We start from the raw sequence: 23,753 nt of genomic DNA, 5'->3' as shown, positions 1-23,753 counted from the left end.
CTATTTCGATTGATAGGGCTGCAACGGATCGGCGCCCAGTGTCCCGACCAGGGCTTGTAAGTAGTCCGGCGTTTTTAGCTTTGCCAATTTTTCCATGGTCTGTTGACGGCGTGTTTGCAAATAGTTGTCCGTGGCTCGGGCATGCTGGCGGCCGTCCTGTATGAGTTTGTCCAGGTAGTCCAGGTGGCGCTGCCATAAAGCCACATCGCGTTGCTGTTTGATCGCCAGCCGCTCCCGGTACCAATCTGAATTTAACAGGTAATCGCGGGTGAACATGGCGCGTATTTCCGGGTGGTGCGCGTCCATGCCCTGGAAGTGGCCCAGCGCCATGATATGCAGCAGGGCGTGCAAGGGTGGGCAGGCATCCTCGATGCTGCCGTCGTCCAAATACTGTTGCGCTACCTTTTGTTGGGTTTCGACAATATTGTTGACCCCGTCGACAAATACTTCCAGATTTTGCCGCTCGGGTTGCAGGATTTCGTCGGTAAACACCGCGTAGGGGTTATCGAAAATCTTACCCATCAAACCGTGCACAAAATGACTGGTGATGCGATAGCCCAGGCGGCTGGCCAGCACGATGTTGCCGTTATGCTCGAAATCATTGAGCGGTTCCAGATAGCCGTGTTTCAAAAGATAGTCCGGATGGCGTTCTTCTTTTGACAAGCGCGACCAGATTTCCGGGATCAACAGGCTGATATCGTGATCGACGCGAATATTCGGGCCGATATAGCCGGCCGAGCTGGAAAAGCCGGGGTAGCCGGTCAGAATGAATGATACCAAGGCATTGTTCAGGTCGGCGGTTGGTCGCAAGGCATTGAATGGACCCTTGGTCAGCGCGCCTTCGCTGCCGGCGCCGGTGGTGGACGGCGATTTGCCTGTTAACGAGCAGACAAAATCCATGAACAACTCCGGCAAGTCCTGGTAATGGATAGGGTTGTAGACCGCCAGTGCTCGGATTTTACCGTCGGGCGGATTATTGCGGCGACCGGTGAGCACGGCATCCACCGGGTGGCAGAGCGGTTGATGCAAGGGGATTTTGCGATGCAAACGGGTGCCGATTTCCGCCACATATTTGCGCAAGGGTTTGACCAAATCCACCCGTGTTTCCAGGTAACGCGGGTTTTTCGAGGGTTTGCCATTCACCAGGCGCGGATGTGCGGACGATACCACGTAGGGCGTATGTTCTTGATATGCCTGTTTTAGTAATGTTTCCATGGGGGGGGTAAACTTGGAAAATGTCTGTACGTCTTCCACCACTTCCGCCAGCTTGTTATGGTCCAGCGGCTCGAAATTGGCCATGAAATTACCGGGCGCGGACATGTTTAGTTCGGTTTGCTTGTCGTAGCCGGGGATGATGGCGTCATCCGGGCGTTGGAACAATCGGTATTCGCAGTTACTGATGAGTTTTACGCTATGTTCGCCGGAGTCCAGGGCTATCCAGGGGCGTATCGCCGAAACCGGTACCACCACCGAGGCGCTGATATCGTCTTCCATCTGAATTTTTTCACAGGCCAGGTAATCCTGCCGGACTTTAAATGTGCGCCAACCGCCTTCGTAATCAAAGCCTACTCGCAAATAGGTGGCAACGATTTTGCGCTGCCATAGCTTTAATTCATGGCCCGGTGCGCCATCAATGATGTCGACGGATAACTGATCGCGCCATTTGTCGCCCCATTCACTGCGATAGAACCGTTTGATAAAAAATACCAGTGCCAAAATGCTGGGTGGGATCGACTTCAACCAGGCATTGAATTCAGGGGTATGGTGGTGTGAAGGGCTTAACAGCTTGATGACCGAGCCCAAACTGCGTTCTTCACTGAGTATTTTGCGAGAGGGGCCATGGTCTTCGCGCTCAAAACCGGGCAGAAAGCGCCCCGTGTAATCCTTGTCGAAAATGGCCTGCACCCGATCAAGATCGCGTTGTATGTCGTCAACAAACAAGGGGCCGTAAATCACGGCATCTTCAATAGATTTGGAAATTTCAGACTTACCGCCGCCGGATACCGTGCTGGGCTTATGACAAAACGTGCCTTCGGCAACCGTGCCGACCAAACGCCAGGACGGTGCGCCCGGATGTTTGCACATCTCAATCTTATAGCCGTTGGGTTGAATATAAATTTTGCCTGGTTGTAGTCGTATAGTTTGGCTTTGGCCGTTTTTAACCCAGGTGATCTTCTGGGTGTTCAAATGCATCCGTAAATCCTGCGGTACATAGATGACGTTGGGAAACCGGTTGTCGATGGCGTAACCTTCCGGTTGCAAGGTCATGATGGCGCCATAGTGGTAGGCCATTTCATCAAAATCGTAGCCGGGTTCGCGGGTCAGGCTGCCGACGCCGAATTCGTCGCCGTGATTGAAGCGTCTGAATGCCAGCGCACCGCCGGCGTGCTCTTCTTCCGCCGAACCGAACAAATTGGCGGCGTAACTGATCTGAGTTTTGACTTCTTTTTTGCAATAACCGTAATAATTGTCCGCCAGTATTGTGACGATGACGCCGGAAGTGTCGCGGGCGCAGAGTTTGAATGCCTGACCGTTATTATAAAGTTCGTCTTCCTGTTCCCAGCACATGCCGTCGGCGCGTTGCCGCTCGCTGGCATCGTCCCACTGCGGCAGACCGACCGCTTTCTTGGTAAGTTTGGTCAAGTGCGGGGCCAGAATCACGCAACCGCTGTGGCCGCTCCAATGTTCGATATCCAGGGCCGCATCGCATTCTGGCAAGGCCGGGTTGCCGCCATTACCGAAAATACTTTCCACAAAATCCAGATTACTGACCAGATTGCCGGGGGCGAAAAAGCGAATTTCCATGGATTTTTCCGCTTCCATGCCGGGAATTTCCGGACAAATTACCGGACGTAATAACAACGATGCAAACATCCGTGCCGGCTGGGGTTGATTGGCGGTAAACGGCACTATCAGCATGTCCGCCGGCGGCTTCAGGGCCTGTTCCAGCATCTTGGCGAAAGTCAGTTTGGGGACTTGCTTCTTGTCGCCGGGCACCGGCAGGCCGCCTTCCGCGATATGAAAAGAACCTTCGGTGGTGCGGCGGTCGCTGGCTGGATTATGCAGTACGCCCTGTTTGACCCGGTAACTGGAGACGATTTCCGATTTGAATTCGTCGGCTCCCAACGGTAAAGATAGTTCGCGGGCAACCCCATGCCGGTCCAATTCAAAGGTCATGGTGGGTAAAGTAGGGGTTTTATCCAGATTTAAGTCGGCCAGATAGCGGTCCAGGAAATTCTGAATACGGCGGTCGGCAGGATATAAAGAAGAACCGGCCAGCTGGCGGTTTTTTTCCAGATAGCTGTTTAGCAAGTCCTGCGCAGTATCCATAAAGGCCGCAGACTCGGCATCGTTGCAGGTGGGCTGTCCGCAAGATGCCAGCTTCAGGTTGATATACAGATGGAGTTGCCGGCTGATGCTTTGTTGATCCTGATGTTCCGAACCAAGACCCAATGCCCGTAGCTTATCCATAATGTCCCCCCGTGTTTGGTTAATTGATAACGGCATAATATAGCAAACAGCGCATTTGCGGCAGGGGGAGCTGAGTTCGGATTTTTTCGATAACTACTGTTTCGCTGCGACCTTAACGGTTGTCCGGATGGTTTTAAGCGGGTTCGTTTTTTAATCAAGCCTTCAATGATTCGGTTGATGCTCGGCTATCACATGTAGCTCCGACAATGTTGCCGTCGGGCCAGGCGTTTCGGCGAGCATTTTGCCGGTATAAGTGTTTTTTTCAGTGATGGCTTTGCGGAACAAGCCCAGATTGGCGAAATTAAACGCTTCGAACGGGCCGGTATTGTCTAAAATCCCCACATCCTGAAATGCTACGATGCCTATCCCACTTGATAGGTATATGACGCCTTCGGGTTTGGCAAAACTGCATGTTGTCATAGCTACACCTCACTGGCTGAGCGCGTTAACATCGTGTCCAAAGCTTTTAGCTTATCTAGTGACAAATATCGCTCGATTTCTGCCAACCTGGCTGTTGTATGCTGGTGGCATGCAAAACAACCGCGAATGTGTGATGGCTGACAATGCTGATTCGTGATTCAGCTAAACTATATAACCTTATATAGGGCAAATGGTTTCTGATTATAAAGCTGTTTCAGCAACAACAAAATGGCCGGCATACCCGCCGGGAAACGGGTCGACTGCATAGACGCAAAAGGTGGCCCATTGCCAGGAACAATTGCCGATCCAGTTTCATGGAAGAGTAAGCTTGAATTCGCCGGCCCCAGCAATCCCTGCCGGAACGACGGTCGCGAATGAGTGTTTTTTACCATTTGGCTGAAGCAGCTTGCTAATTAGGAAGTGGTTTGCTTGTTGAGCCAAAAACCATGCTGTTTTAATTACTTGGATTAGCGCCATGTCACACGATAACTCTACGAAAGCCATTATTTACGCCTTTGCGGCTAATTTGGGTATTGCCATCAGTAAAACGGGGGCCGCGGTTTGGACCGGCTCCGGGTCTTTATTGGCGGAAGCCATTCATTCCTTTGCCGATTGCGGCAACCAAATACTATTGTTCATCGGTATGAAGCGGGCGGAACGGCTGGCGACGGATAAGCACCCCATGGGCTATGGTCGGGAATCCTATATTTGGTCGATGATGGTGGCGATTACCTTGTTCTCGGTGGGCGGCTTGTTTTCCATTTACGAAGGTTGGCTGCGCATGGGCGAACAGCATGCGGTGGAAAATGCCGGTGTGGCGTTACTAATTTTATTAATTGCCGTGGTACTGGAGGCTTTCTCGTTAAAAGGCGCCTTAAATGCGTTAAAGGAAGAAAAAGGTCAGCGCGGCTTGTGGCAATGGTTTAAAGAAACCCACTCCAGCGAGTTGATGGTGGTGGTTGGCGAAGACTTGGCCGCTTTGGTGGGCTTGGTGATTGCCGTGCTCATGTTGGGTTTGACCATGCTGACAGGCAATACCGTTTATGACGCTATCGGTTCGATCATGATAGGTATGCTGTTGGTGATTGTGGCGGGTTTGGTCGGGCGGGAAGTGCATTCCTTGTTGCTGGGTGAGGCGGATACGGCCATTCGCGATGATGTCACTGCTTTTCTACAGCAACAACCCGAAGTGGTAAGGGTATTGAATATTTGGGCCATCAATCACGGAAATCAGGTGATGATTGCCATCAAGGCCGAGCTACAGGCGGATTTACGGGTTATCGATGCGGCGGTGGCGATCAATAAAATGGAGCAACAGATTAAAATTTCCCATAATCGCGTAAATTGGGTCTTTTTTGAAATCGATAATTCTGATTAAATGACTATCAAATACTTAGGCCATTTATCTACAGAGACTTAATATCTTGAACGACGCTTTAAAAATTAAAATCGGCATCTTCGTCTGCGCTTTTTTATTACTGATGAGTTTGCCCGCTTCCGCGCGTTACGCGGCGATAGTCATCGATGCCGATACCGGGCGTATCGTGCATGAAGTAGAGGCTACCCATCGCTGGTATCCGGCGTCCTTGACCAAAGTCATGACGATTTACATGACCTTTGCCGCCATAGAAGCAGGACGGTTGCATCTGCATGACACGCTGACCGTATCGTCTCACGCCTCCCGGCAACCCAGCTCCAAGCTAGGTTTGCGCCAAGGGCAAAATATCAGTGTCGAACAGGCCATTATGGCCGTGACTACCCGTTCCGCAAATGATGCGGCAGTGGTATTGGCGGAACATTTGGGAGGCAGCGAGTCGCAGTTTGCCGTTATGATGACCCAGCAGGCGCAGCGCATGGGCATGTATAACAGCTCATTCCAAAATGCCAGCGGTTTGCCCGACGAAGGCCAAATCAGTAGCGCACGCGACTTGGCTTTGCTTTCCGCGGCCTTGATTCGCGACTTTCCGCAATACTACCGCTATTTTTCGGCCCCCGAATTTGCTTATAAAGGCAGGGTTTTGCCGAATACCAACAAGATCTTAAAAACCTATCCCGATGCGGACGGCTTGAAAACCGGCTTTACCTGCGGTTCCGGCTATAACCTGATCGCTTCCGCGAAGCGCGATGGCCGTCGCTTGATTGGGGTGTTGTTAGGCGCACAAAGCAGCGCCGAACGCTTTCAGCAAATGGCTAATCTACTGGATCTGGGATTTGAAAAGTCGCAGATGGGGGTCTTCGGTTTGCCGGTAGCCCAGTTAAGGGATGCGAATTTTACGCCGCCGCCGTTTCAATTATCATCCAATCGCTGCGCGGGCAGCGCCGAACAGATGGGGGCGGATTCCGGTTCCGGTCGCTCGGAACCCATTCGTATTAAATCCAGCACGTCTACCCGGTTGGCTGATAAGCGGACGGTTAAAACGAAAACCTCAAAAAATAAAGCCGACAGTGGGCGTTGGGCGGTAATGCTGGGCGATCACAGTCGAAAAATCGACGCCGATGTCAACTTAAAGCAAGCGCGTTATGCGTTGGGTTCGGCGGCAAAGACCGGTCAAGCTCATGTCGTCAGAGTCAAAACCAAGGGCAAACTGCTGTGGCGCACGGAGTGGATGAACTTGACTTCAACTCAAGCCAGGGATTTCTGCAAGAAATTACGGGCCAAGGGCCGGAATTGTACCTTGTTGCCGGGTTAACGAGGGCGGCGGTTAATAATGCGGCGGTCTTTCATCGACAATCTCGGGGTTGCGTTCGGCTTGGGCCAAGCTTTTAATTTTGTCGTGCAGTAGTTTGCAGGTTTCTTCCAATTTGCTGATTTGTTTTTGCTGCTCGGCAACCACGTTATTCAATGCTTGCAGCAAATCTTCCTGATACGCTTGTTTAATTTCCAGTTCGATAATACGTTCTTCGCTCATGGCCTGCCGTAGGTTTGTGTATGAAAGCGATATTCTAATAGAATTTAGCCGGCAATTTTGCCCGGCCGTTGACACGACCAGAAAAAACTCGGCTATGATAGGTCCACCATCAACCATAGCGAGGATGCGACAATGACAACGATCACAGATCCGGTCATAGGCCGTTGGTATAAAGACTTTGAAAACAACCTCACCTTTAAAGTCGTAGCAATTGACACCAAAGACGAAACCATTGATGTGCAATACGCCAATGGCGACCTGGGTGAGTACGATAATGACGCATGGTATGCGTCTACTTTTGATTACATTGAAGATCCGGAAGACTGGAGTGCGCCGTTCGATGATTTGGAAAGCGATGACTTGGGATATAGCGACCCAGACCGGCATGCCCGACCGGATCAGGAAGATTTGGATATCAGTAATTTATTGGATTGAGTAACGTTTTATGAAAATGACCCCGCAACAATTTTTGGACTGGGAATCCAAAAGCATTACCCTGCTGGCCATGTCCGGCGCCGGCAAAACCACCTTGTCAAGCAAATTGCCGCGCGACAAATGGTTTCATTATTCCGGGGATTACCGAATCGGTACCAAATATCTGGAAGAACCGATTTTGGACAATATCAAGCAACAAGCCATGGGTGTGCCTTTTTTGCGGGATCTGCTGAAATCAGACTCGATTTATATTTGTAGCAATATCACGGTCGAAAACTTGTCGCCGGTATCCAGCTTCCTGGGTAAAATCGGCAATCCAGCCAAGGGTGGGCTGACGCTAGCCGAATTCAAGCGTCGACAGGCCTTGCATCACGAGGCCGAAATTGCCGCCATGAATGATGTGCCCGAGTTCATCCATAAAGCGGAGGCGATTTATGGATATAAGCACTTCATCAACGATGCGGGAGGCAGTGTTTGCGAATTGGATTGCCCGGAAGTGATAGAAAAGCTGGCCGAACATACCTTGCTTCTGTACATCAAAATTCCGCCGGCTCTGGAACAGACCATCATCGAACGGGCCAAAAAAGACCCCAAACCGCTGTATTACCGGCCGGAGTTTGTCGATGAGAAGCTGGCGCTGTTTATGCGCGAAACAGGATGTACCTCTACCGAGCAGATTGATCCGGACAATTTTGTCTGCTGGGTGTTTCCCGAGTTATTTAAGGCGCGCGTGCCACGTTACGAAGCCATTGCCGAGCAATACGGTTACACGGTTGATGGGGATGAAGTGACCAAGGTTCGCAATGAAGACGATTTTTTGCAACTGATCGCGCAGGCTATTGCGCGTCAACAAAGCTGAGCAGGGAACCGCTATGCCGCCGTTAGTCGCTCATACCGATCTGCCGACTTTTCAACGCTTGCACGAGGAAGGCGAGGAAATTCTCAGTCCCGATCGCGCCAGTCATCAATGTATACGCGAGTTACATATAGGTCTGCTCAATATTATGCCGGATGCCGCCTTGGAGGCGACAGAGCGGCAGTTTTTCCGCCTGGTGGGCGCCTGTAATCAGATAGCTCAATTTCATGTGCATCCCTTTACCATAGACGGGCTGGAAAGAAGTTCCGCCGCCGGGCAGCATATTCAGCGATATTACGAAAGCTTCGAGCAAATCAAACGGGATGGCTTGGATGCGCTGATTATCAGCGGTGCCAATGTTACCCACGATCATTTGCAGGACGAAGCCTTTTGGCTGCCCTTGACCGAAGTATTCGAATGGGCCAAACGGAATGTGACCTCCATACTTTGCTCCTGTTTGGCTACCCATGCGCTAATTCAAAGTTGTTATGGCGTCGAACGTACGCGTCTGCCGGAAAAACGCTGGGGGGTTTTCTCGCATAAAGTCGTGGATAGACAACATCCCTTGATGGCGGAAATTAATACCCGCTTCGATGTGCCGCATTCGCGCTTCAATGAAGTTTTTCAAGTCGACATGGAGAAACACGGCTTGAAAGTGTTGGTGGCCAGCGAAGAGGCCGGCGTGCACTTGGCTGTAAGCCCGGATGGTTTTCGCATCGTGTTCTTTCAAGGTCATCCGGAATACGACGACATTAGCTTGTTAAAGGAATATAAGCGCGAGGTGTTGCGCTACTATCACGACGAGCGCAGCGATTACCCGCCGTTTCCAGAGCATTATTTCGATGTCGGCGTGCAAAAACTGCTGGCCGATTATGCAGGCCGGGTCATACTCGCCAAGGCCAAGGGCAAACCGCTGGAGCCCTTGCCGGAAGCGCAAATTATTCCCCAACTCGACATAACCTGGCGCGATTCGGCCAAAGCCGTATTTAATAACTGGCTGGGCAAGGTGTATCAAATCACCAATCAAGACCGGCGTTTGCCGTTTATGGGCGGTATCGATCCGGAAAATCCGCTGGGCTTATAAATGCACGCGGACTTTTTGCGCCAGACGATCGACTTGGCTTGCGACAATGTCGTTAATGGCGGCGGTCCGTTTGGCGCGTTGGTGGTAAAAGATCAACGCATTATTGCCAGTAGCGGAAACCGGGTTACGCAGAATATTGATCCCACCGCGCATGCCGAAATCATGGCTATTCGGCTAGCCTGCCAAAGCTTGGGTGATTTTCAATTGACCGAATGCACCCTCTATACCAGTTGCGAGCCGTGTCCGATGTGTTTGGGGGCTATTTATTGGGCTCGTTTGCACGCCGTTTATTTTGCCTGCAACCGCTTCGATGCGGCTGCGGCCGGTTTCGACGACAGTTTCATTTACGATGAAATCCCTAAATTGCCAGCTGAGCGCTGTATTGCCATGCATTATATCGAGTTGGCAGGGTCTGCTTTGCCATTCCAGGCTTGGAAGCGCTTGGAGAGTAAAATACGTTACTGAAAGCTGTGTTGGTCAGGTTAGGCGGAAATTGTTGCCGGTCGGCTAATGAGGTTGTCATGGCTGCCAATTCTGGCGTGCGTTCAAAGCAAGATATGGCCTCTAAAAGCATGTAATTTGGTGTAAAGGATTGATTTGTATTGAATTTATGCGGGCTGTCAGTTCTGTCGGGCCTGCGAGTTATTTTGCACTGCAGAATATTTAAACTATTAATTTATTTGGTATTTGTTATTTATGGCAATTATTTTGCTTAATTTTATAAAATTAGCATGGAGTAATGTCAATGAAAATAAACAATATCAAGGGGTTGTTACTAATAGGGTTTTTGGGTGTCGTAGCTCCTTTAAGTGCAGTTAAGGCGGGTAGTATCGTAGTCAATTATTCAGGTTCTGCTATTTTGAATGATCAGCAGGTAGGCTACGAGTCGGGGCAAATTTCGCCTAATCCGTCATCTTCCAGCCTCAGAAGTGTCGGCATTGGTGGAGACAGCCTGACAACAAGTGATACCAGTTATTTATTCTCATCGACCGGGGTGTTTAATGCGTGGTGCGTGGATATTTATCACTGGATGTCCGCGGGTACCTCGACCTATAACGTTGAAACCGGGAATGATCTTGCCGGTGTGTTAACGGGATTGCGTCCAGGAACGCCGGATGGGGCTGCGCGAGTAGATGATCTAATCGGCTTGGCCAATGCGGTATACAGTTCCCTGGCGACCAGGGTTGACAGTGCCGCCTTTCAATTGGCGGTATGGGCCATTACATACGGGACCGTGGATGCGAACGGGCTTTATCAAATTAATGCGACTGACCCTGGTTTTCACGTAGATACAAATACTGCCGTTTCGCAATATGTGATATTGGCAAATGAATGGCTAGCTAATTTAGATACGACGGCTTATAGCGGAAACTATGCGCTCACCTATTTGAGCGATGCAGGGGCAGCCAGAGGTACGCAAAACCTGGTTGTGTTTACGCCGGTCATTTTCAGTGCCACTAGCCAGTCTGCCACTGTTCCGGAGCCGGGGTCATTAACGCTGGTGTTGTTTGGTTTCGCTTTGCTTGCAGCAACCACCGCATTTGGATACGGACCGGGAGGTAAAGTCCCGGCCCGCGTGCGGATATCGGCTTGACTTCTTAGCGCTGTAATTAACGGGAAGGCTGGATTCGTTATTCAGCGTCTTCAGATGCTGGGGCCGGGATATTCCCGGTTGCTTTGGTTTTTGGCTCGTTATCGGCAGTTGCGCCGGTTTTATCGCTGATTTTAAGCAGCCAGCCATCCGTGCCGATGCAATCGCCTTCGGTCGATTTGGCTTCTACGTGAATACGGGCATAGCCATCCCTGAGTTCCGCCGGTAGTTTGGCGGTGACATAATAAAATGTCTGTTTATCGGTAATTTCAACCTGCATGGGAATCTTTTTGGCGCTGGCGCCAATGTGCAGCGGGTCGGCATAGCGGTTGATGTGAAAGGAAATCTCGGTTTCCGGCGCCACTTCCGATTTGGGGGCTGGAGAGAAATCCCTGAATTTGGGTTTGATGCACTTTTTATCCGTTTCTTCGGCGGGTGTGATTGCGGAAACCAGGGGGGCGAAAGCCAAGCCGGTCAATAGGATGGCAGTTTTCCAGGATTTGGATAATTTCATAGCGGGCCTCTTGATGTTGTTTTTATTATGTTTTTCCTGCCCAACTTTAATCAGTTTTTCTACACAATTCAATAATTAAACAACCTGATGATGGATGGGGTAACTTGAAACTTCTGGCCCATCGCTATTCATACCATGTAAAATCGTTGGCTTTTCTTGGTAGCAGTTAGAACAAATGAGTATAGAATTGAGAGGCACCACCATCCTGGCTGTCAGACGTGGCAATAAGGTGGTGATCGGCGGCGACGGGCAGGTAACTTTGGGTAATACCGTTATGAAAGGCAATGCCCGCAAGGTCAGGCGTTTATATCACGATAAGGTCATTGCCGGTTTTGCCGGGGCCACTGCCGATGCCTTTACGTTATTCGAACATTTTGAAGGCAAGTTGGAAAAACATCGCGGCAATCTGACCCGCGCCGCCGTTGAAATGGCCAAGGATTGGCGTACGGACCGAGCTTTACGCAGGCTTGAAGCATTGCTGATCATCGCCGATGCCAAAACATTACTGACCTTGTCCGGTACCGGCGACGTAATCGAGCCCGAGCACGATTTTATGGCCATCGGTTCAGGTGGTGCGTTTGCGCAAAGTGCCGCACGGGCATTGCTGGATAACACCGACCTAAGCGCGCGCGAAATCGTCGAGAAATCATTGAACATCGCCGCCGATATCTGCATTTATACCAATCACAATCTGCGCATCGAAGAGCTGGATGCGGAGCCGCAAGCGCCGGAGAAAGAATAAACCCATGAGTCAAATGACCCCAAGAGAAATCGTCAGCGAACTGGATAAACACATCATAGGTCAAGCCGACGCCAAGCGTTCGGTGGCTATTGCGTTGCGCAACCGCTGGCGCCGCAGTCAAGTTGCGCCCGAGTTGCGCGAGGAAATTACCCCGAAAAACATTCTGATGATAGGCCCTACCGGCGTCGGTAAAACCGAAATCGCCCGCCGTCTGGCCCGTCTGGCCAATGCACCGTTCATTAAAATCGAAGCCACCAAATTTACCGAAGTTGGTTACGTGGGGCGCGATGTGGAGTCCATCATTCGCGATTTGGTCGATACCGCCGTGAAAATGACTAGGTTGTCGGCCATGGAAAAAGTCCAAAACCGCGCAGCGGATGCGGCCGAGGAAAAAGTGCTGGATATTTTGTTGCCCAGAGCCGAAGGCGGCATGCTGTCGGAATCCGAGGAATCCACCCGCCAAAAGATGCGTAAAAAATTGCGCGAAGGCCAACTGGACGACAAGGAAATTCAAATTGATGTGACGGCACCCCCGGTAGGGGTGGAAATCATGGCGCCACCGGGTATGGAAGAAATGACCAGCCAGTTGCAGGGGATGTTCCAAAATCTGCATAGCAGCCGGACCAAAGAGCGCAAATTGAAGATCAAGGATGCCATCAAGCTGCTGCAGGAAGAAGAGGCGGCCAAGCTGGTTAACGAAGACGACATCAAACAAACTGCGTTGGAAGCCGTCGAACAGCACGGTATCGTGTTTCTGGATGAAATCGATAAAATCTGTAAGCGCTCGGAAATGGGGGGTGGTGAAGTGTCCCGGGAAGGTGTGCAACGCGATTTACTGCCGTTAGTGGAAGGCAGCACGGTGACCACCAAGTACGGCATGATCAAAACCGACCACATCCTGTTTATTGCTTCCGGTGCGTTTCATTTGACCAAACCGTCGGATTTGATTCCAGAGCTGCAAGGCCGTTTTCCGATTCGGGTGGAACTCAGTGCTTTGAGCGCCGACGACTTCGTGCGTATCCTCACCGAGCCGGATGCCTCGTTGACCGAACAATATCAAGCCTTGTTGGCTACCGAAGGGGTTGAGGTCAGTTTTACCGCCGACGGTATTCAACGCATTGCCGAATTGGGTTGGCAGGTTAACGAAAGCGTCGAAAATATCGGTGCCAGACGTTTGCACACCATTCTGGAAAAGCTGCTGGAGGACATTTCCTTCGATGCTCCGGATTTGCTGGAAAAAACCATTCGTATCGATGCCGCCTATGTGGATACGCATCTGCAGCAACTGGCGGCCGATGAAGATTTGAGCCGCTATATTCTGTAAACCATGCGTATAAAAATTACCCCTTGCCGCTGTACACCGACCGAAATTAAACTGCATAAGCTGTCGGCTATGTTGGAAATCCATTTCGACGACGGCAGTATTTTCGAGTTGCCCAGCGAATATTTGCGGGTCTATACCCAGTCCGCCGAAGCAGTAGGCCACGGGCCCGGTCAGGAAACCCTGCAAACCGGTAAACAGGATGTCAGCATTACCGACATTCGTCCGGTCGGTAATTACGCTATTGCACTGACCTTTAGCGATGGTCACAACAGCGGGATTTATTCCTGGGATTTGCTGTATAAATTAGGTTCGGAGTTTCCGTTGCTCTGGTCAAATTATCTCGAACAACTTAGCGCAGCCGGTATCAGCCGCAAATCGCCCCTAAAAAATTAATGGCTATCATGACAAACGACAATACTACCCATTTCGGTTTCAAAGAAGTTCCCAAGCAGGAAAAAGTTGCGCTGGTGCGCGGTGTGTTCGATTCGGTCGCCAGTCAGTACGATGTGATGAACGACTTGATGTCGTTGGGAATACACCGTATCTGGAAACGGGTGGCGGTGCAATTGGCCAATGTTCGCGAAGGCGATCATGTGTTGGATTTGGCCGGCGGTACCGGCGATTTGACAACCTTGTTCGAAAAGCGGGTCGGCAAAAAAGGTCAAGTGGTGCTGGCCGATATTAATGCCGCGATGCTGCGCACCGGGCGCGATCGTTTAATTAATCGCGGTTTGGCCGGCAACATTGAATATGCGCAAGTCAATGCGGAGTGCCTGCCGTTTGCCGATAACACCTTCGATTGCGTTTGTATCGGTTTCGGCCTGCGAAATGTTACCGACAAGGATGCCGCTCTGCGCTCCATGTATCGGGTGCTGAAACCGGGCGGGCGGGTGATCGTGCTGGAATTCTCTCATCCCACCGATCCTATCACCGAAAAAGTCTACGATTTTTATTCCTTCAAGCTGCTGCCGAAAATCGGCGCTATCGTTGCGAAGGACGAAGACAGCTACCGTTATCTGGCCGAATCGATCCGCATGCATCCCAAACAGGATGAATTAAAACGTATGATTGAAGAGGCCGGCTTGGAACGTTGCGAGTATTTCAACATGACGCAGGGCATTGTGGCGGTGCACAGAGGCTATAAGTTTTAACCTGAGTATGAAATTAAGCCATACGCGGTTTTTGCGACACCTACAACAGCGGCAGGTCGGCTGATGTCCAATCAATTCATGCAGATTAAGCCATTGCTGATTGCCGCAATGGAAACTGCCCTTAATAGCTATTTGGGGCTAGACGAGCAGCTTGAGCAGTATTTGTCGCCCATGGCCGGCAAAGTCATAGCGATACAGATAACGCCGTTTAACGAAACCTTATATCTGTGTCCGACGCATGATCGTATCCAAATGTTGGAAAGTTACCGGGGCGAGGCCGATGCCCGCTTAAGCGGTTCGCTGTCCGCCCTGGGCTTGATGGGCTTAAGCGCCACGCCCATGCACGCACTGTTCAAGGGTGAGGTGCGTATCGAAGGCGATACCCAGCTGGCCCATAAACTGCAGCGGCTGTTCGAAAAACTGGACATCAATCTTGAAGCCAAGCTGGCCCGTTACACCGGCGATAAGTTTGCTCAGCGTTTGTCGGATTTGCTGCGTGGCAGCCGCGACTGGACCCCGCGCACCATGACCAGTTTCCGTTTGAATCTGGAAGAATTTCTACAGGAAGAAACCCGCGACCTGCCCGCCAAGGCCGAAGCCGAGCTTACTTTTCAGCAGGTCGACGCCTGCCGCTGCGACGTCGACCGGCTCAATGCCCGGATCGAGCGATTGACCGCCGCCCTGAATAAAGCCTCCGAGCTATAATAAACACAAGGACTTTGCCGTGATACACCCCAAAATTCTCATGCGCCTCATCCATATCAATTGGGTGATGATGACACACGGCCTGGATGAGATCGTCTTAAAAACCCATTTACTGCGACCGATTCGTTATCTGGCCTATTTTTCTCCCACATTTTGGTTTCGTAAACCCACGGAATCCCGCGGCGTGCGGATTCGCCGCACTCTGGAAGATTTAGGGCCGATTTACGTCAAGTTCGGGCAAACCTTGTCGACCCGTAAGGATTTACTGCCGGAGGACATCGCCGAAGAGCTGGTCAAGTTGCAGGACAGGGTGCCGCCATTTTCCGCCGAAACCGCGCGTAACATTATCGAGGAACAATTAGGCCGGACTATCGAAGAGGCTTTCGACGAATTCGAGTCGCAACCTTTGGCTTCCGCGTCGGTGGCGCAAGTACATACCGCTAAACTGAAAAGCGGCGAAGATGTCATCGTTAAAGTCTTGCGTCCGGATATCGAAGACAAAATCCATTCCGACGTCGGTCTGCTCTATGAATTGGCGCGGCTGGCCGAACGCTTCTGGAGTGATGCGCGCCGGTTACGAGCCACGGAAGTAGTGGCCGAGTTCGAAAAAACCATTCTCGACGAGCTGGATTTGCTGCGCGAGGCTGCCAATGCCAGTGCGATTCGCAATAATTTTAAAAAATCCGATTCCTTATATATTCCTGAGATACATTGGCCATTGACGCGGCGCAAGGTACTGGTGATGGAGCGTATTTACGGTATTCCCGTCGGCGATATTCAGGCATTACGTGAGGGCCATGCCGATTTTAAAAAGCTGGCCGAGCGCGGGGTGGAAATCTTTTTTACCCAGGTGTTTCGGGATAATTTTTTCCATGCCGACATGCATCCCGGCAATATTTTCGTGCAATTGCCGGACAAATATCTGGCGGTGGATTTCGGTATCGTCGGCAGCCTGTCGAATACCGATCAACGCTATCTAGCGGAAAATTTTTTGGCGTTTTTCAATCACGACTATCGCCGTGTGGCGGAAATGCATATCGAATCGGGCTGGGTATCGCCGACCACTCGGGTGGAAGAGTTCGAGGCGGCGATACGTTGCGTCTGCGAACCGATTTTCGAGAAGCCCCTAAAAGATATCTCCTTCGGTTTGTTGTTGTTGCGGTTATTCCAGACCGCCCGCCGTTTCGACATGGAGGTACAACCGCAATTGGTGTTATTGCAAAAAACCCTGTTGAATATTGAAGGCCTGGGACGTGAACTGTATCCCGATCTGGATTTGTGGCAAACCGCCAAGCCGTTTCTGGAAAACTGGTTCAAACAGCGACTCGGCCCGGCGGCCAAAATCAAGGAGCTGCTGTCCAAGTTGCCCGAAATGACCGAGCAACTGCCGGAATTTCCGGCCCTAATCTTTCAGGCTCTGCAAAGCAATGCCCAGATGCAGCAGCAGGTTCAGCAACATAATCTGGAAATGGCCCAGCTGCGTAAACAGCTAAATCGGAATAGCAACCGCACCCTGTGGGCGATTTTAACCGGCGCGTTGATGGTGGCCGGCACGATATTGCTGCAATCGCCTATGTTAAGCAGTTGGCTGGGTTAATTCAGCAACAGGTATATTTATGAACTTAGCCAACAAGTCCGATGCGGAAATTCTGGCGGTCGCCAATCCCATCATGGATAACCTGATGGTGGGTTCGACCGAAATTGATCACGCCAAGCATACCCGGGATTTTAGCGACAGAATGAACGCCATCGTCAGCGAGGCGTATTTGCAAGAAATCTGCAAACGCTATCAAGCCGAATGGGGCTATTTTGCGGAGCGGGAGTTTGTGGCGATCTTTCGGCGGCCCGATTCGGTGGCGGTGATCTGGAAGCAGCGCTGCAGCAAACAGGCAGGCGAGTTTGTCGCGGAAATGGTTTTGGTGGAAAAAAATGGCCGATATTTAGTCGATCACGCCATGGTGTATTAACCGGCGTTCAACGGCGTGGCATCGGATACTTGAGCCTATTCCCGCAATGCAGTATAGTTCCTAGCCATGAACATTCAGTCACACATTCATTTTGCTGATTTGATTTGCTTGCCGTTCCCCGGCGGCTTTCCGTTCGCCCTGTCTTTAAGACTGCTGCTGCCCTGAGGGGCGCACATTCTATCTACCTAAAAATAAACCCTTTTTCTGTTACTCGGCCTATCGAGCCGAACGTTTCATGACGGAGTTCTCATGAAAGACAAATTGATAATTTTTGATACAACTTTGCGCGACGGCGAGCAAAGTCCGGGGGCGTCGATGACGCGCGATGAAAAAGTGCGGATTGCCAGGGCATTGGAGCGCATGAAAGTCGACGTGATCGAGGCCGGTTTTCCTGCCGCCAGTCAGGGCGATTTCGAAGCGGTGCAGGCCGTGGCCGACGCGATTAAAGATAGTACGGTGTGCGGTTTGGCGCGGGCGCTGGATAAAGATATCGATAGGGCCGGCGAAGCCTTGAAAGGTGCGCAAAGCTCGCGCATCCATACCTTTATCGCCACCTCGCCGATTCACATGCAGAAGAAGCTGAACATGCAGCCGGATCAGGTCATCGAATATGCGGTAAGAGCGGTCAAACGCGCTCGCCAATATACCGATAACGTGGAGTTCTCGCCGGAAGATGCCGGTCGCTCGGAGGAGGACTTCTTGTGCCGGATTTTGGAAGCGGTGATCGACGCCGGCGCTCGCACCTTGAATATTCCGGATACGGTCGGTTACAGCATGCCGCAGCAATTCGGCGCCACCATCGCCAATTTGATCCAGCGCATACCCAATTCCGACAAGGCGATTTTTTCCGTACATTGCCACAACGATTTGGGCTTGGCGGTGGCCAATTCCCTGTCCGCTGTGATGAACGGCGCCCGTCAGGTGGAATGCACTATTAACGGTTTGGGCGAACGTGCCGGCAACGCGTCCTTGGAAGAGGTGGTGATGGCGGTGCGCACGCGACAGGACTTTTTTGGTTGCGATAGCAGTTTGGATGCCCGCGAAATCGTCACCTGTTCGAAATTGGTGTCGTCGATTACCGGCTTTCCGGTGCAGCCCAATAAAGCCATTGTCGGTGCCAATGCCTTTGCGCACGAATCCGGCATTCATCAGGATGGGGTGTTGAAAAACCGCGAGACTTACGAAATCATGCGCGCTGAAGACGTGGGTTGGACTACCAACCGCATGGTGTTGGGTAAGCACTCCGGCCGCAATGCCTTTAAAACCCGCATGGCCGAATTGGGCGCCCAGTTTGATAGTGAAGCCGAGCTGAACGACGCCTTTTTCCGCTTCAAACAGTTGGCGGACAAAAAACATGATATTTTCGATGAAGACTTGCAAGCTTTGATTTCCGAACAAGGTTTCGAGGCCGAGGACGAGCACATCAAATTGGTGGCGCTGAAAGTCTGTTCAGAAACCGGCGAAGTACCCAATGCTACCGTGACGATCCGCGTAGAGGGCAAGGAAATGACCGGCTGCGCGCAAGGCGGCGGTGCGGTGGACGCCAGCTTGAAAGCAATTGAAAGCTTAGTCAAAACCGGGGCTATTTTGGCCTTGTATTCGGTCAACAACATCACCAACGGTACCGACGCGCAGGGTGAAGTGACCGTGCGGCTGGAACATGCCGGACGTATCGTCAACGGTTCCGGCGCCGATACCGATATTGTGATTGCTTCGGCCAAGGCCTATATCAATGCGGTCAACAAGCTGCAAAGTGTTGACCAGAGGCAGCATCCGCAAAAAGGCGATGTTTAGCCTGTAAGTGGTATGGATAACGCAACCCGTTTGCAGTACTTGGAGGCGATGGGCATCGACGTCTGGGTACCCAGATATCAGCCCGTCACCGCTGCGCCGGCGGTTGACGAACCGGAACACACAGGACAGGCTGACGACTGCGGGGATGCGGGAGGTATACCGTCAAGGGCACAAGGCGCAATGCCGGGCACAATTGCCGAACGGCGTGAAGCCGATCGAAAAGACCTAAATCAAAGTACCGTTGCTCCAAGTGAAGCGCTCGAGTACAGGGCTTCATTACCCTCAGCCCAAGCTAGGCAATTATCCCATGCCGGCGATCATGCTTGGAGCGAGCTGCAACAACAGGTTGCCGCGTGCCATGCCTGCGGTTTATGCGAAACCCGCACCCAAACCGTGTTTGGGGTGGGTAACCATCATGCCGGCTGGATGCTGATCGGCGAAGCGCCGGGGCAAAACGAAGATTTGCAGGGCGAACCGTTCGTCGGCAAAGCAGGCCAGCTATTGAATGAAATGTTGCGGGCAATCGGTTTGGCGCGGGAGGAAGTCTTTATTGCCAATGTGTTGAAATGCCGCCCGCCCGCCAATCGTGACCCGCAAGCCGAGGAAGTGGCCGCCTGTCATGATTTTTTGCGGCAGCAGATTGCGCTGTTGCAACCCAAAATTATTTTAGCGGTTGGTCGCATTGCCGCACAAAATTTACTCAATACCCAGCAACCTCTGGCAAAATTACGCGGTAGACTGCATCGACTGGAAAATATTCCATTGGTGGTGGTTCACCATCCGGCTTACCTGTTACGCGCATTAACGGAAAAAGCCAAGGCCTGGGACGATCTGCAATTTGCGTTGTCCGTTTATCAATCGCTACAAGAAAAATAATAATGATGTGGAAATTGCTACATAAATTAAAAGATGTCGTGCTGTACGACGCCGATCGGGAATTCTACGCCAAGATATTCCCTGGCTCCGTGGAAAGCAGAGATTTGCTGAGAATGCGGAAAATGGATCATGGTGATTTACCCAGTGTGCTGAAAATCGAAAATTTAAACTACAAATTTCCTTGGTCGGAAGGTGTGTTTAAAGATTGCTTCCGGGCTATGAATTATGTCAACTGGGTTTGCGAGGCGCCGGAAGATAACATTGTTGGCTATTGCATTATTTCGGTTGCCGCCGGCGAGGCGCATGTGATGAATATTAGCGTCAGTCCGGATTTTCAACGCCAGGGAGCCGGTCGAAAGATGCTGGAGCATCTGGTCGAATATGCCAGGTCTCGAGCTCACAAGCTATATTTGGAAGTGCGTCCGAGTAATATTGCGGCAGTTAATCTGTACCGCCAAATCGGCTTTCGGGAAATCGGCGTGCGCAAAGGTTATTATCCTGCCAAGGATGGTCGAGAAGATGCAATTATGTTCGAACTGGATTTAGTGCAGCTGCTATAGAGCTAACCCAGTAAGCCTAGCGATGCGTAAACGGTCTTTTGGCGGCCAGGCAAACCGACCATCGGTCAGGTATTGGGGCGAATGACGTTAATCGATCTCGTACGAGGAACGATGCAGGTCATTGACCAAGGCCGTAAAGTCGTCGGAATCGGCATATTCGTCCGCGGTTATTTGGTATTTCTCCAAAAAATACCCTTTTAACCAGACTCTGGTTTCCGTATGTTTGGTTTTGGCGGCGTCTGGCGTCATTTGTAATCTTTGTCTAACAGCGTGGTCCGGCATCAGCAGCAGTTCTATATCCGCCATGGCCACGTATTTCTCCGGATGCGTATTGCGGCCGTTGAAAATCTTGAATAGCTGGTGCTTCTTCAATTCCAGGTGCACTGATAACTCTTCCTTGAATTCCAGAAACAGCAATAACAAATCGCTGCCGCAACAAGCATCATCGTTGAGTCTGTGCAGGCGGTTCAACAGATGATGAATCGCAAAACGGTACAGTTTGGACTCGCGGACAAACAATCGAGCTGCTGTTGATCTGACGGCAATGCGGTCGGCATTGCTCAATCTCATGGATACGATGTACTTCCGATCGTTGAATAGTTCGTTCTCGCTCAACGCCTGCTTCCTTTTAAAGTATTGACCAAAGCTGATGGGGTTAAATTTACAATTCGGGAAGAATACTGCGTTAATGTTACAACTTTATAACAGTTTGATTACAAAGTTCTTTTTTGTCTGATTGAGCTGTGTGCCAGCCGCGATAGTCAAACAGGTAAACCCGCGCCTAACTAGGCTTGGCCCAGTTCAAGGCAATATCCGCCAACAGCGCTTCTGGGTTAATAAACCAGCTTCAGTTCAGCTAGAATCCACAGGAGTGTCATAAAACAGTCATATTGACTTCGCATAATTTGCGCATGACGAAGTTATGGTTACTATCCGCAAATGAAATCGCGGTACCGCGATTTTCAATTCGATTATTCAACGAGCAAGCTGCATTGCCGCCGCTAACGGCCGGTATTTTCAGCGCGTTATATCTGATTTGGGTCATTATCGCCTGGCCGTTGCCGGACGATGCTTCCGGGGCGGCGATAGCTGAACTCGCGGTGCCGATAGCAGCGACAAATGCCGATTCCACGCCCGATTATCTGGCAGTCGCCGATTGGCATTTATTCGGAGAGGATGAAACTGTCGCGCCAGAGACAACTGCTATCAGATTAGTGGCGACCCCATTGCAACTCAAATTGTTGGGTGTGTTTTTTCTGTCCGGCCAGTCGGATAACAGTTATGCCATCATCCAATCCGCTGATGGCATGCAACAAAAGTACCGCGAAGGTGAAGCCTTGCCTGAAGACGCTATTCTGCAGCGTATCGAAAAAACACGGGTGGTCTTAAAGCATCTGCAGCGATTGGAATCCTTGGCGTTCGATCCAAATCCTATCTCGTTGGCAGCACCGAATCAATAATTCACCTTTCTATTCAATACCATTGCAATGAAAAAAACACGCGTGTGGCTGGGCTGGCTATTGGTTTTGTTATGCCAAATAAGCTGGGCGGAGCAGCAGGAATTTTCCCTGAACCTTAAGGATGTGGATATCCGGGCTTTGATCGAAACCGTGGCGGACGCCACCGGTAAAAATTTTGTGATCGACCCGCGTATTACCGGCAACATCACCGTGGTGACATCCACGCCCATGCGTGCGGCCCAGGTATATGATGTGTTTTTGTCGATCTTAAAAGTTCATGGCTACTCGGCAATTCCCAACGGCAACATTATCAAAATCGTGCCCAATACCACCGCCAAGCAAGACGGCGAGCCAAGTGAGATGCGGGCCGATTTAAAAAACGGCGACGAACAACAAACCCGTATCGTGCAAGTCCAGCATGTCGATGCCAATCAGTTGGTGCAGACGTTGATGCCGTTGATGCCGCAATATGCCTTTATGGCGGCGGTGCCCGAGAGCAATACCGTGATCATCTCCGATACCGCCGCCAATGTGCAGCGGGTGGAAATGATGATAAGGCAAGTCGACAGAAGCGACGCCCAAAACATAGAGGTGATTAATCTGCGCCATGGCAATGCCGTGGACTTGATCCAACCCTTGAACAATCTGATCAGCACCAGCAATGCCGGAAGAACCACCGCAGTAGCGCCACCGTTGGTAGCCGACGAACGCACCAATAGCATTATCATCGGCGGCAATCCAGACACCCGCCTGCAAATGCGGGCCTTGATTGCTACTCTGGACGCGCCGATCGAAAAAGACGGCAATACCGAAGTGATCTATATGCGCTATGCCTTGGCCACGGATTTGGTGGAAACTCTGACCGGCGTCGGCTCGTTGAAGGACGACAGTGCCGACAAGGCTAAAACCAAGGCCAATACCGACAAAATTTTCGACGTGCGTGCCGACGAAGCCTCCAACTCGCTAATTATCACGGCGCCGCAAGATAAGATGCGTACCTTGAAGGGCGTGGTGCGGCAACTGGATGTGCGCAGGGCGCAGGTACATATCGAAGCCATTATTGCGGAAGTGCGCTACGACAAAAATCAGCAACTCGGGGTGGAATGGCAAACCAAACAGGGTGGGAACGTTTTTGGCGCCTACCGGAAGGATGACAAAAATTCACTCGATTTTTCTCAATTTGTCACATCGGTGGGTAAAGGCCTAAGCGTGGGTTATCTGGCGGGGAGTGAAATCAAGGCCTTGATAAATGCCTTCGCCACCAATACCGATGTCAACGTATTGTCGACACCTTCCCTGGTGACCTTGGATAACGAAGAGGCCAGCATCATCGTCGGCCAGAATATTCCGTTGAATACCGGCAGCTTCACCACCAATACCTCGGGGGCCAGCAATCCGTTTACCACCGTGCAACGCCAGGATGTGGGCATTAAACTTAAGGTATTGCCGCAAATCAACGAAGGCGATGCGGTCAAGCTGAAGGTCACGCAGGAAGTGTCCAGCGTGACCGGCGATGGGCAAAGCTTCGACAAGCGGCAGATCGAGACCTCGGTTCTGGTCGATGACGGCAAGGTGTTGGTACTGGGCGGCTTAATCAAGGATGACGTCAACGAGGTTGTCGACAAGGTGCCGATATTGGGCGATATTCCGTTGTTGGGTTATTTGTTTCAGTCCACCACCACCACGGTTAACAAGACTAATTTGATGGTGTTCTTGCGGCCGCGAATCATTCGCGAGGGCCGGCAGTCAACCGGGTTGACTTACGATAAATACAATTACATGCGCGAGAAACAGCAGCAGTTTAATCAGGACGGCTTGATGTTGATGCCGAATGAACAGCAACCCCTATTAAGTCCCTTGCCGGATACCCGTTCTTTGGATTTGGAACCCTGAC

The 23,753-nt window shown here is 51.2% G+C and carries 24 protein-coding genes; 19 read left to right on the top strand and 5 right to left on the bottom strand.

Annotation, left to right across the window (positions count from 1 at the left end):
• Complete coding sequence (locus M0R33_RS06760; protein ID WP_292566905.1) at window positions 1–3,471, bottom strand: hypothetical protein; 3,471 nt, start codon at window positions 3,469–3,471, stop codon at window positions 1–3.
• Between the two features lie 162 nt (window positions 3,472–3,633).
• Window positions 3,634–3,891, bottom strand: a complete 258-nt coding sequence (locus M0R33_RS06755) for a hypothetical protein (RefSeq protein ID WP_292566902.1) — start codon at window positions 3,889–3,891, stop codon at window positions 3,634–3,636.
• Window positions 3,892–4,366: 475 nt separating this feature from the next.
• Here M0R33_RS06755 and M0R33_RS06750 point away from each other — a divergent pair, with 475 nt between their 5' ends.
• Window positions 4,367–5,269, top strand: a complete 903-nt coding sequence (locus tag M0R33_RS06750) for a cation diffusion facilitator family transporter (protein WP_292566899.1) — start codon at window positions 4,367–4,369, stop codon at window positions 5,267–5,269.
• A gap of 46 nt (window positions 5,270–5,315) precedes the next feature.
• A complete protein-coding gene (locus M0R33_RS06745; protein WP_292566896.1) occupies window positions 5,316–6,581 on the top strand; it encodes a D-alanyl-D-alanine carboxypeptidase family protein in 1,266 nt (421 codons plus the stop codon).
• Window positions 6,582–6,593: 12 nt separating this feature from the next.
• Here M0R33_RS06745 and M0R33_RS06740 read toward each other — a convergent pair whose 3' ends face one another.
• The gene (locus tag M0R33_RS06740; RefSeq protein ID WP_292566894.1) at window positions 6,594–6,800 is read right to left on the bottom strand and encodes a SlyX family protein; all 207 of its coding nucleotides are present in this window, start codon (window positions 6,798–6,800) and stop codon (window positions 6,594–6,596) included.
• Window positions 6,801–6,932: 132 nt separating this feature from the next.
• On the opposite strand from M0R33_RS06740, the gene M0R33_RS06735 reads away from it, so the two are divergent.
• From M0R33_RS06735 to M0R33_RS06715, 5 genes are all read left to right on the top strand, one after another.
• The gene (locus tag M0R33_RS06735; RefSeq protein WP_292566891.1) at window positions 6,933–7,235 is read left to right on the top strand and encodes a DUF6763 family protein; all 303 of its coding nucleotides are present in this window, start codon (window positions 6,933–6,935) and stop codon (window positions 7,233–7,235) included.
• A 10-nt stretch (window positions 7,236–7,245) separates the two neighbouring features.
• Window positions 7,246–8,094, top strand: a complete 849-nt coding sequence (locus tag M0R33_RS06730; protein WP_292566888.1) for an ATPase — start codon at window positions 7,246–7,248, stop codon at window positions 8,092–8,094.
• Between the two features lie 13 nt (window positions 8,095–8,107).
• Complete coding sequence (locus tag M0R33_RS06725; protein ID WP_292566885.1) at window positions 8,108–9,175, top strand: homoserine O-succinyltransferase; 1,068 nt, start codon at window positions 8,108–8,110, stop codon at window positions 9,173–9,175.
• On the top strand, window positions 9,176–9,640 hold the full coding sequence (locus tag M0R33_RS06720) for a nucleoside deaminase (RefSeq protein WP_292566882.1): 465 nt from the start codon (window positions 9,176–9,178) through the stop codon (window positions 9,638–9,640). It begins immediately after the preceding gene.
• 280 nt (window positions 9,641–9,920) lie between these two features.
• Entirely contained in the window at window positions 9,921–10,769 is an 849-nt protein-coding gene (locus tag M0R33_RS06715; RefSeq protein ID WP_292566878.1) for a hypothetical protein, read from the top strand.
• A gap of 37 nt (window positions 10,770–10,806) precedes the next feature.
• On the opposite strand, the gene M0R33_RS06710 is transcribed toward M0R33_RS06715, so the two are convergent.
• Window positions 10,807–11,280 carry a hypothetical protein gene (locus M0R33_RS06710; RefSeq protein ID WP_292566875.1) on the bottom strand — a complete coding sequence of 158 codons (474 nt, stop codon included), beginning with the start codon at window positions 11,278–11,280 and terminating at the stop codon, window positions 10,807–10,809.
• A 175-nt stretch (window positions 11,281–11,455) separates the two neighbouring features.
• Here M0R33_RS06710 and hslV point away from each other — a divergent pair, with 175 nt between their 5' ends.
• From hslV to rimI, 10 genes are all read left to right on the top strand, one after another.
• On the top strand, window positions 11,456–12,022 hold the full coding sequence (gene hslV, locus M0R33_RS06705) for an ATP-dependent protease subunit HslV (protein WP_292566873.1): 567 nt from the start codon (window positions 11,456–11,458) through the stop codon (window positions 12,020–12,022).
• 4 nt (window positions 12,023–12,026) lie between these two features.
• The gene (hslU, locus tag M0R33_RS06700; protein WP_292566870.1) at window positions 12,027–13,346 is read left to right on the top strand and encodes an ATP-dependent protease ATPase subunit HslU; all 1,320 of its coding nucleotides are present in this window, start codon (window positions 12,027–12,029) and stop codon (window positions 13,344–13,346) included.
• Between the two features lie 3 nt (window positions 13,347–13,349).
• The gene (locus M0R33_RS06695; RefSeq protein WP_292566867.1) at window positions 13,350–13,739 is read left to right on the top strand and encodes a DUF971 domain-containing protein; all 390 of its coding nucleotides are present in this window, start codon (window positions 13,350–13,352) and stop codon (window positions 13,737–13,739) included.
• Window positions 13,740–13,747: 8 nt separating this feature from the next.
• Entirely contained in the window at window positions 13,748–14,497 is a 750-nt protein-coding gene (gene ubiE, locus M0R33_RS06690) for a bifunctional demethylmenaquinone methyltransferase/2-methoxy-6-polyprenyl-1,4-benzoquinol methylase UbiE (protein WP_292566865.1), read from the top strand.
• A gap of 63 nt (window positions 14,498–14,560) precedes the next feature.
• Window positions 14,561–15,202 (top strand): SCP2 sterol-binding domain-containing protein, encoded by a 642-nt coding sequence (locus tag M0R33_RS06685; protein ID WP_292566862.1) that lies wholly within the window; start codon window positions 14,561–14,563, stop codon window positions 15,200–15,202.
• 19 nt (window positions 15,203–15,221) lie between these two features.
• Window positions 15,222–16,799: a ubiquinone biosynthesis regulatory protein kinase UbiB gene (gene ubiB / locus M0R33_RS06680; protein ID WP_292566860.1), complete on the top strand. Its 1,578-nt coding sequence runs from the start codon at window positions 15,222–15,224 to the stop codon at window positions 16,797–16,799.
• 19 nt (window positions 16,800–16,818) lie between these two features.
• Window positions 16,819–17,169 (top strand): hypothetical protein, encoded by a 351-nt coding sequence (locus tag M0R33_RS06675; protein WP_292566857.1) that lies wholly within the window; start codon window positions 16,819–16,821, stop codon window positions 17,167–17,169.
• Between the two features lie 249 nt (window positions 17,170–17,418).
• The gene (locus M0R33_RS06670) at window positions 17,419–18,963 is read left to right on the top strand and encodes a 2-isopropylmalate synthase (RefSeq protein ID WP_292566854.1); all 1,545 of its coding nucleotides are present in this window, start codon (window positions 17,419–17,421) and stop codon (window positions 18,961–18,963) included.
• A 12-nt stretch (window positions 18,964–18,975) separates the two neighbouring features.
• Window positions 18,976–19,839, top strand: coding sequence for a uracil-DNA glycosylase (locus M0R33_RS06665; RefSeq protein ID WP_292566851.1), 864 nt, complete (start codon window positions 18,976–18,978; stop codon window positions 19,837–19,839).
• Window positions 19,840–19,844: 5 nt separating this feature from the next.
• Window positions 19,845–20,399: a ribosomal protein S18-alanine N-acetyltransferase gene (gene rimI, locus M0R33_RS06660; protein ID WP_292567185.1), complete on the top strand. Its 555-nt coding sequence runs from the start codon at window positions 19,845–19,847 to the stop codon at window positions 20,397–20,399.
• 87 nt (window positions 20,400–20,486) lie between these two features.
• On the opposite strand, the gene M0R33_RS06655 is transcribed toward rimI, so the two are convergent.
• Complete coding sequence (locus M0R33_RS06655) at window positions 20,487–21,014, bottom strand: hypothetical protein (RefSeq protein ID WP_292566848.1); 528 nt, start codon at window positions 21,012–21,014, stop codon at window positions 20,487–20,489.
• A gap of 296 nt (window positions 21,015–21,310) precedes the next feature.
• On the opposite strand from M0R33_RS06655, the gene M0R33_RS06650 reads away from it, so the two are divergent.
• A complete protein-coding gene (locus tag M0R33_RS06650) occupies window positions 21,311–21,859 on the top strand; it encodes a type II secretion system protein N (protein WP_292566845.1) in 549 nt (182 codons plus the stop codon).
• Window positions 21,860–21,886: 27 nt separating this feature from the next.
• Window positions 21,887–23,752 carry a type II secretion system secretin GspD gene (gene gspD / locus M0R33_RS06645; RefSeq protein ID WP_292566842.1) on the top strand — a complete coding sequence of 622 codons (1,866 nt, stop codon included), beginning with the start codon at window positions 21,887–21,889 and terminating at the stop codon, window positions 23,750–23,752.
• Window position 23,753: the final 1 nt, after the last annotated feature.

Origin of the sequence: Methylomonas sp. (assembly GCF_023228165.1) — a bacterium.
Classification (GTDB): Bacteria; Pseudomonadota; Gammaproteobacteria; order Methylococcales; family Methylomonadaceae; genus Methylomonas.
The sequence above is the reverse complement of the archived record's forward strand: the minus strand, read 5'-3'. Positions and strand labels throughout refer to the sequence as shown.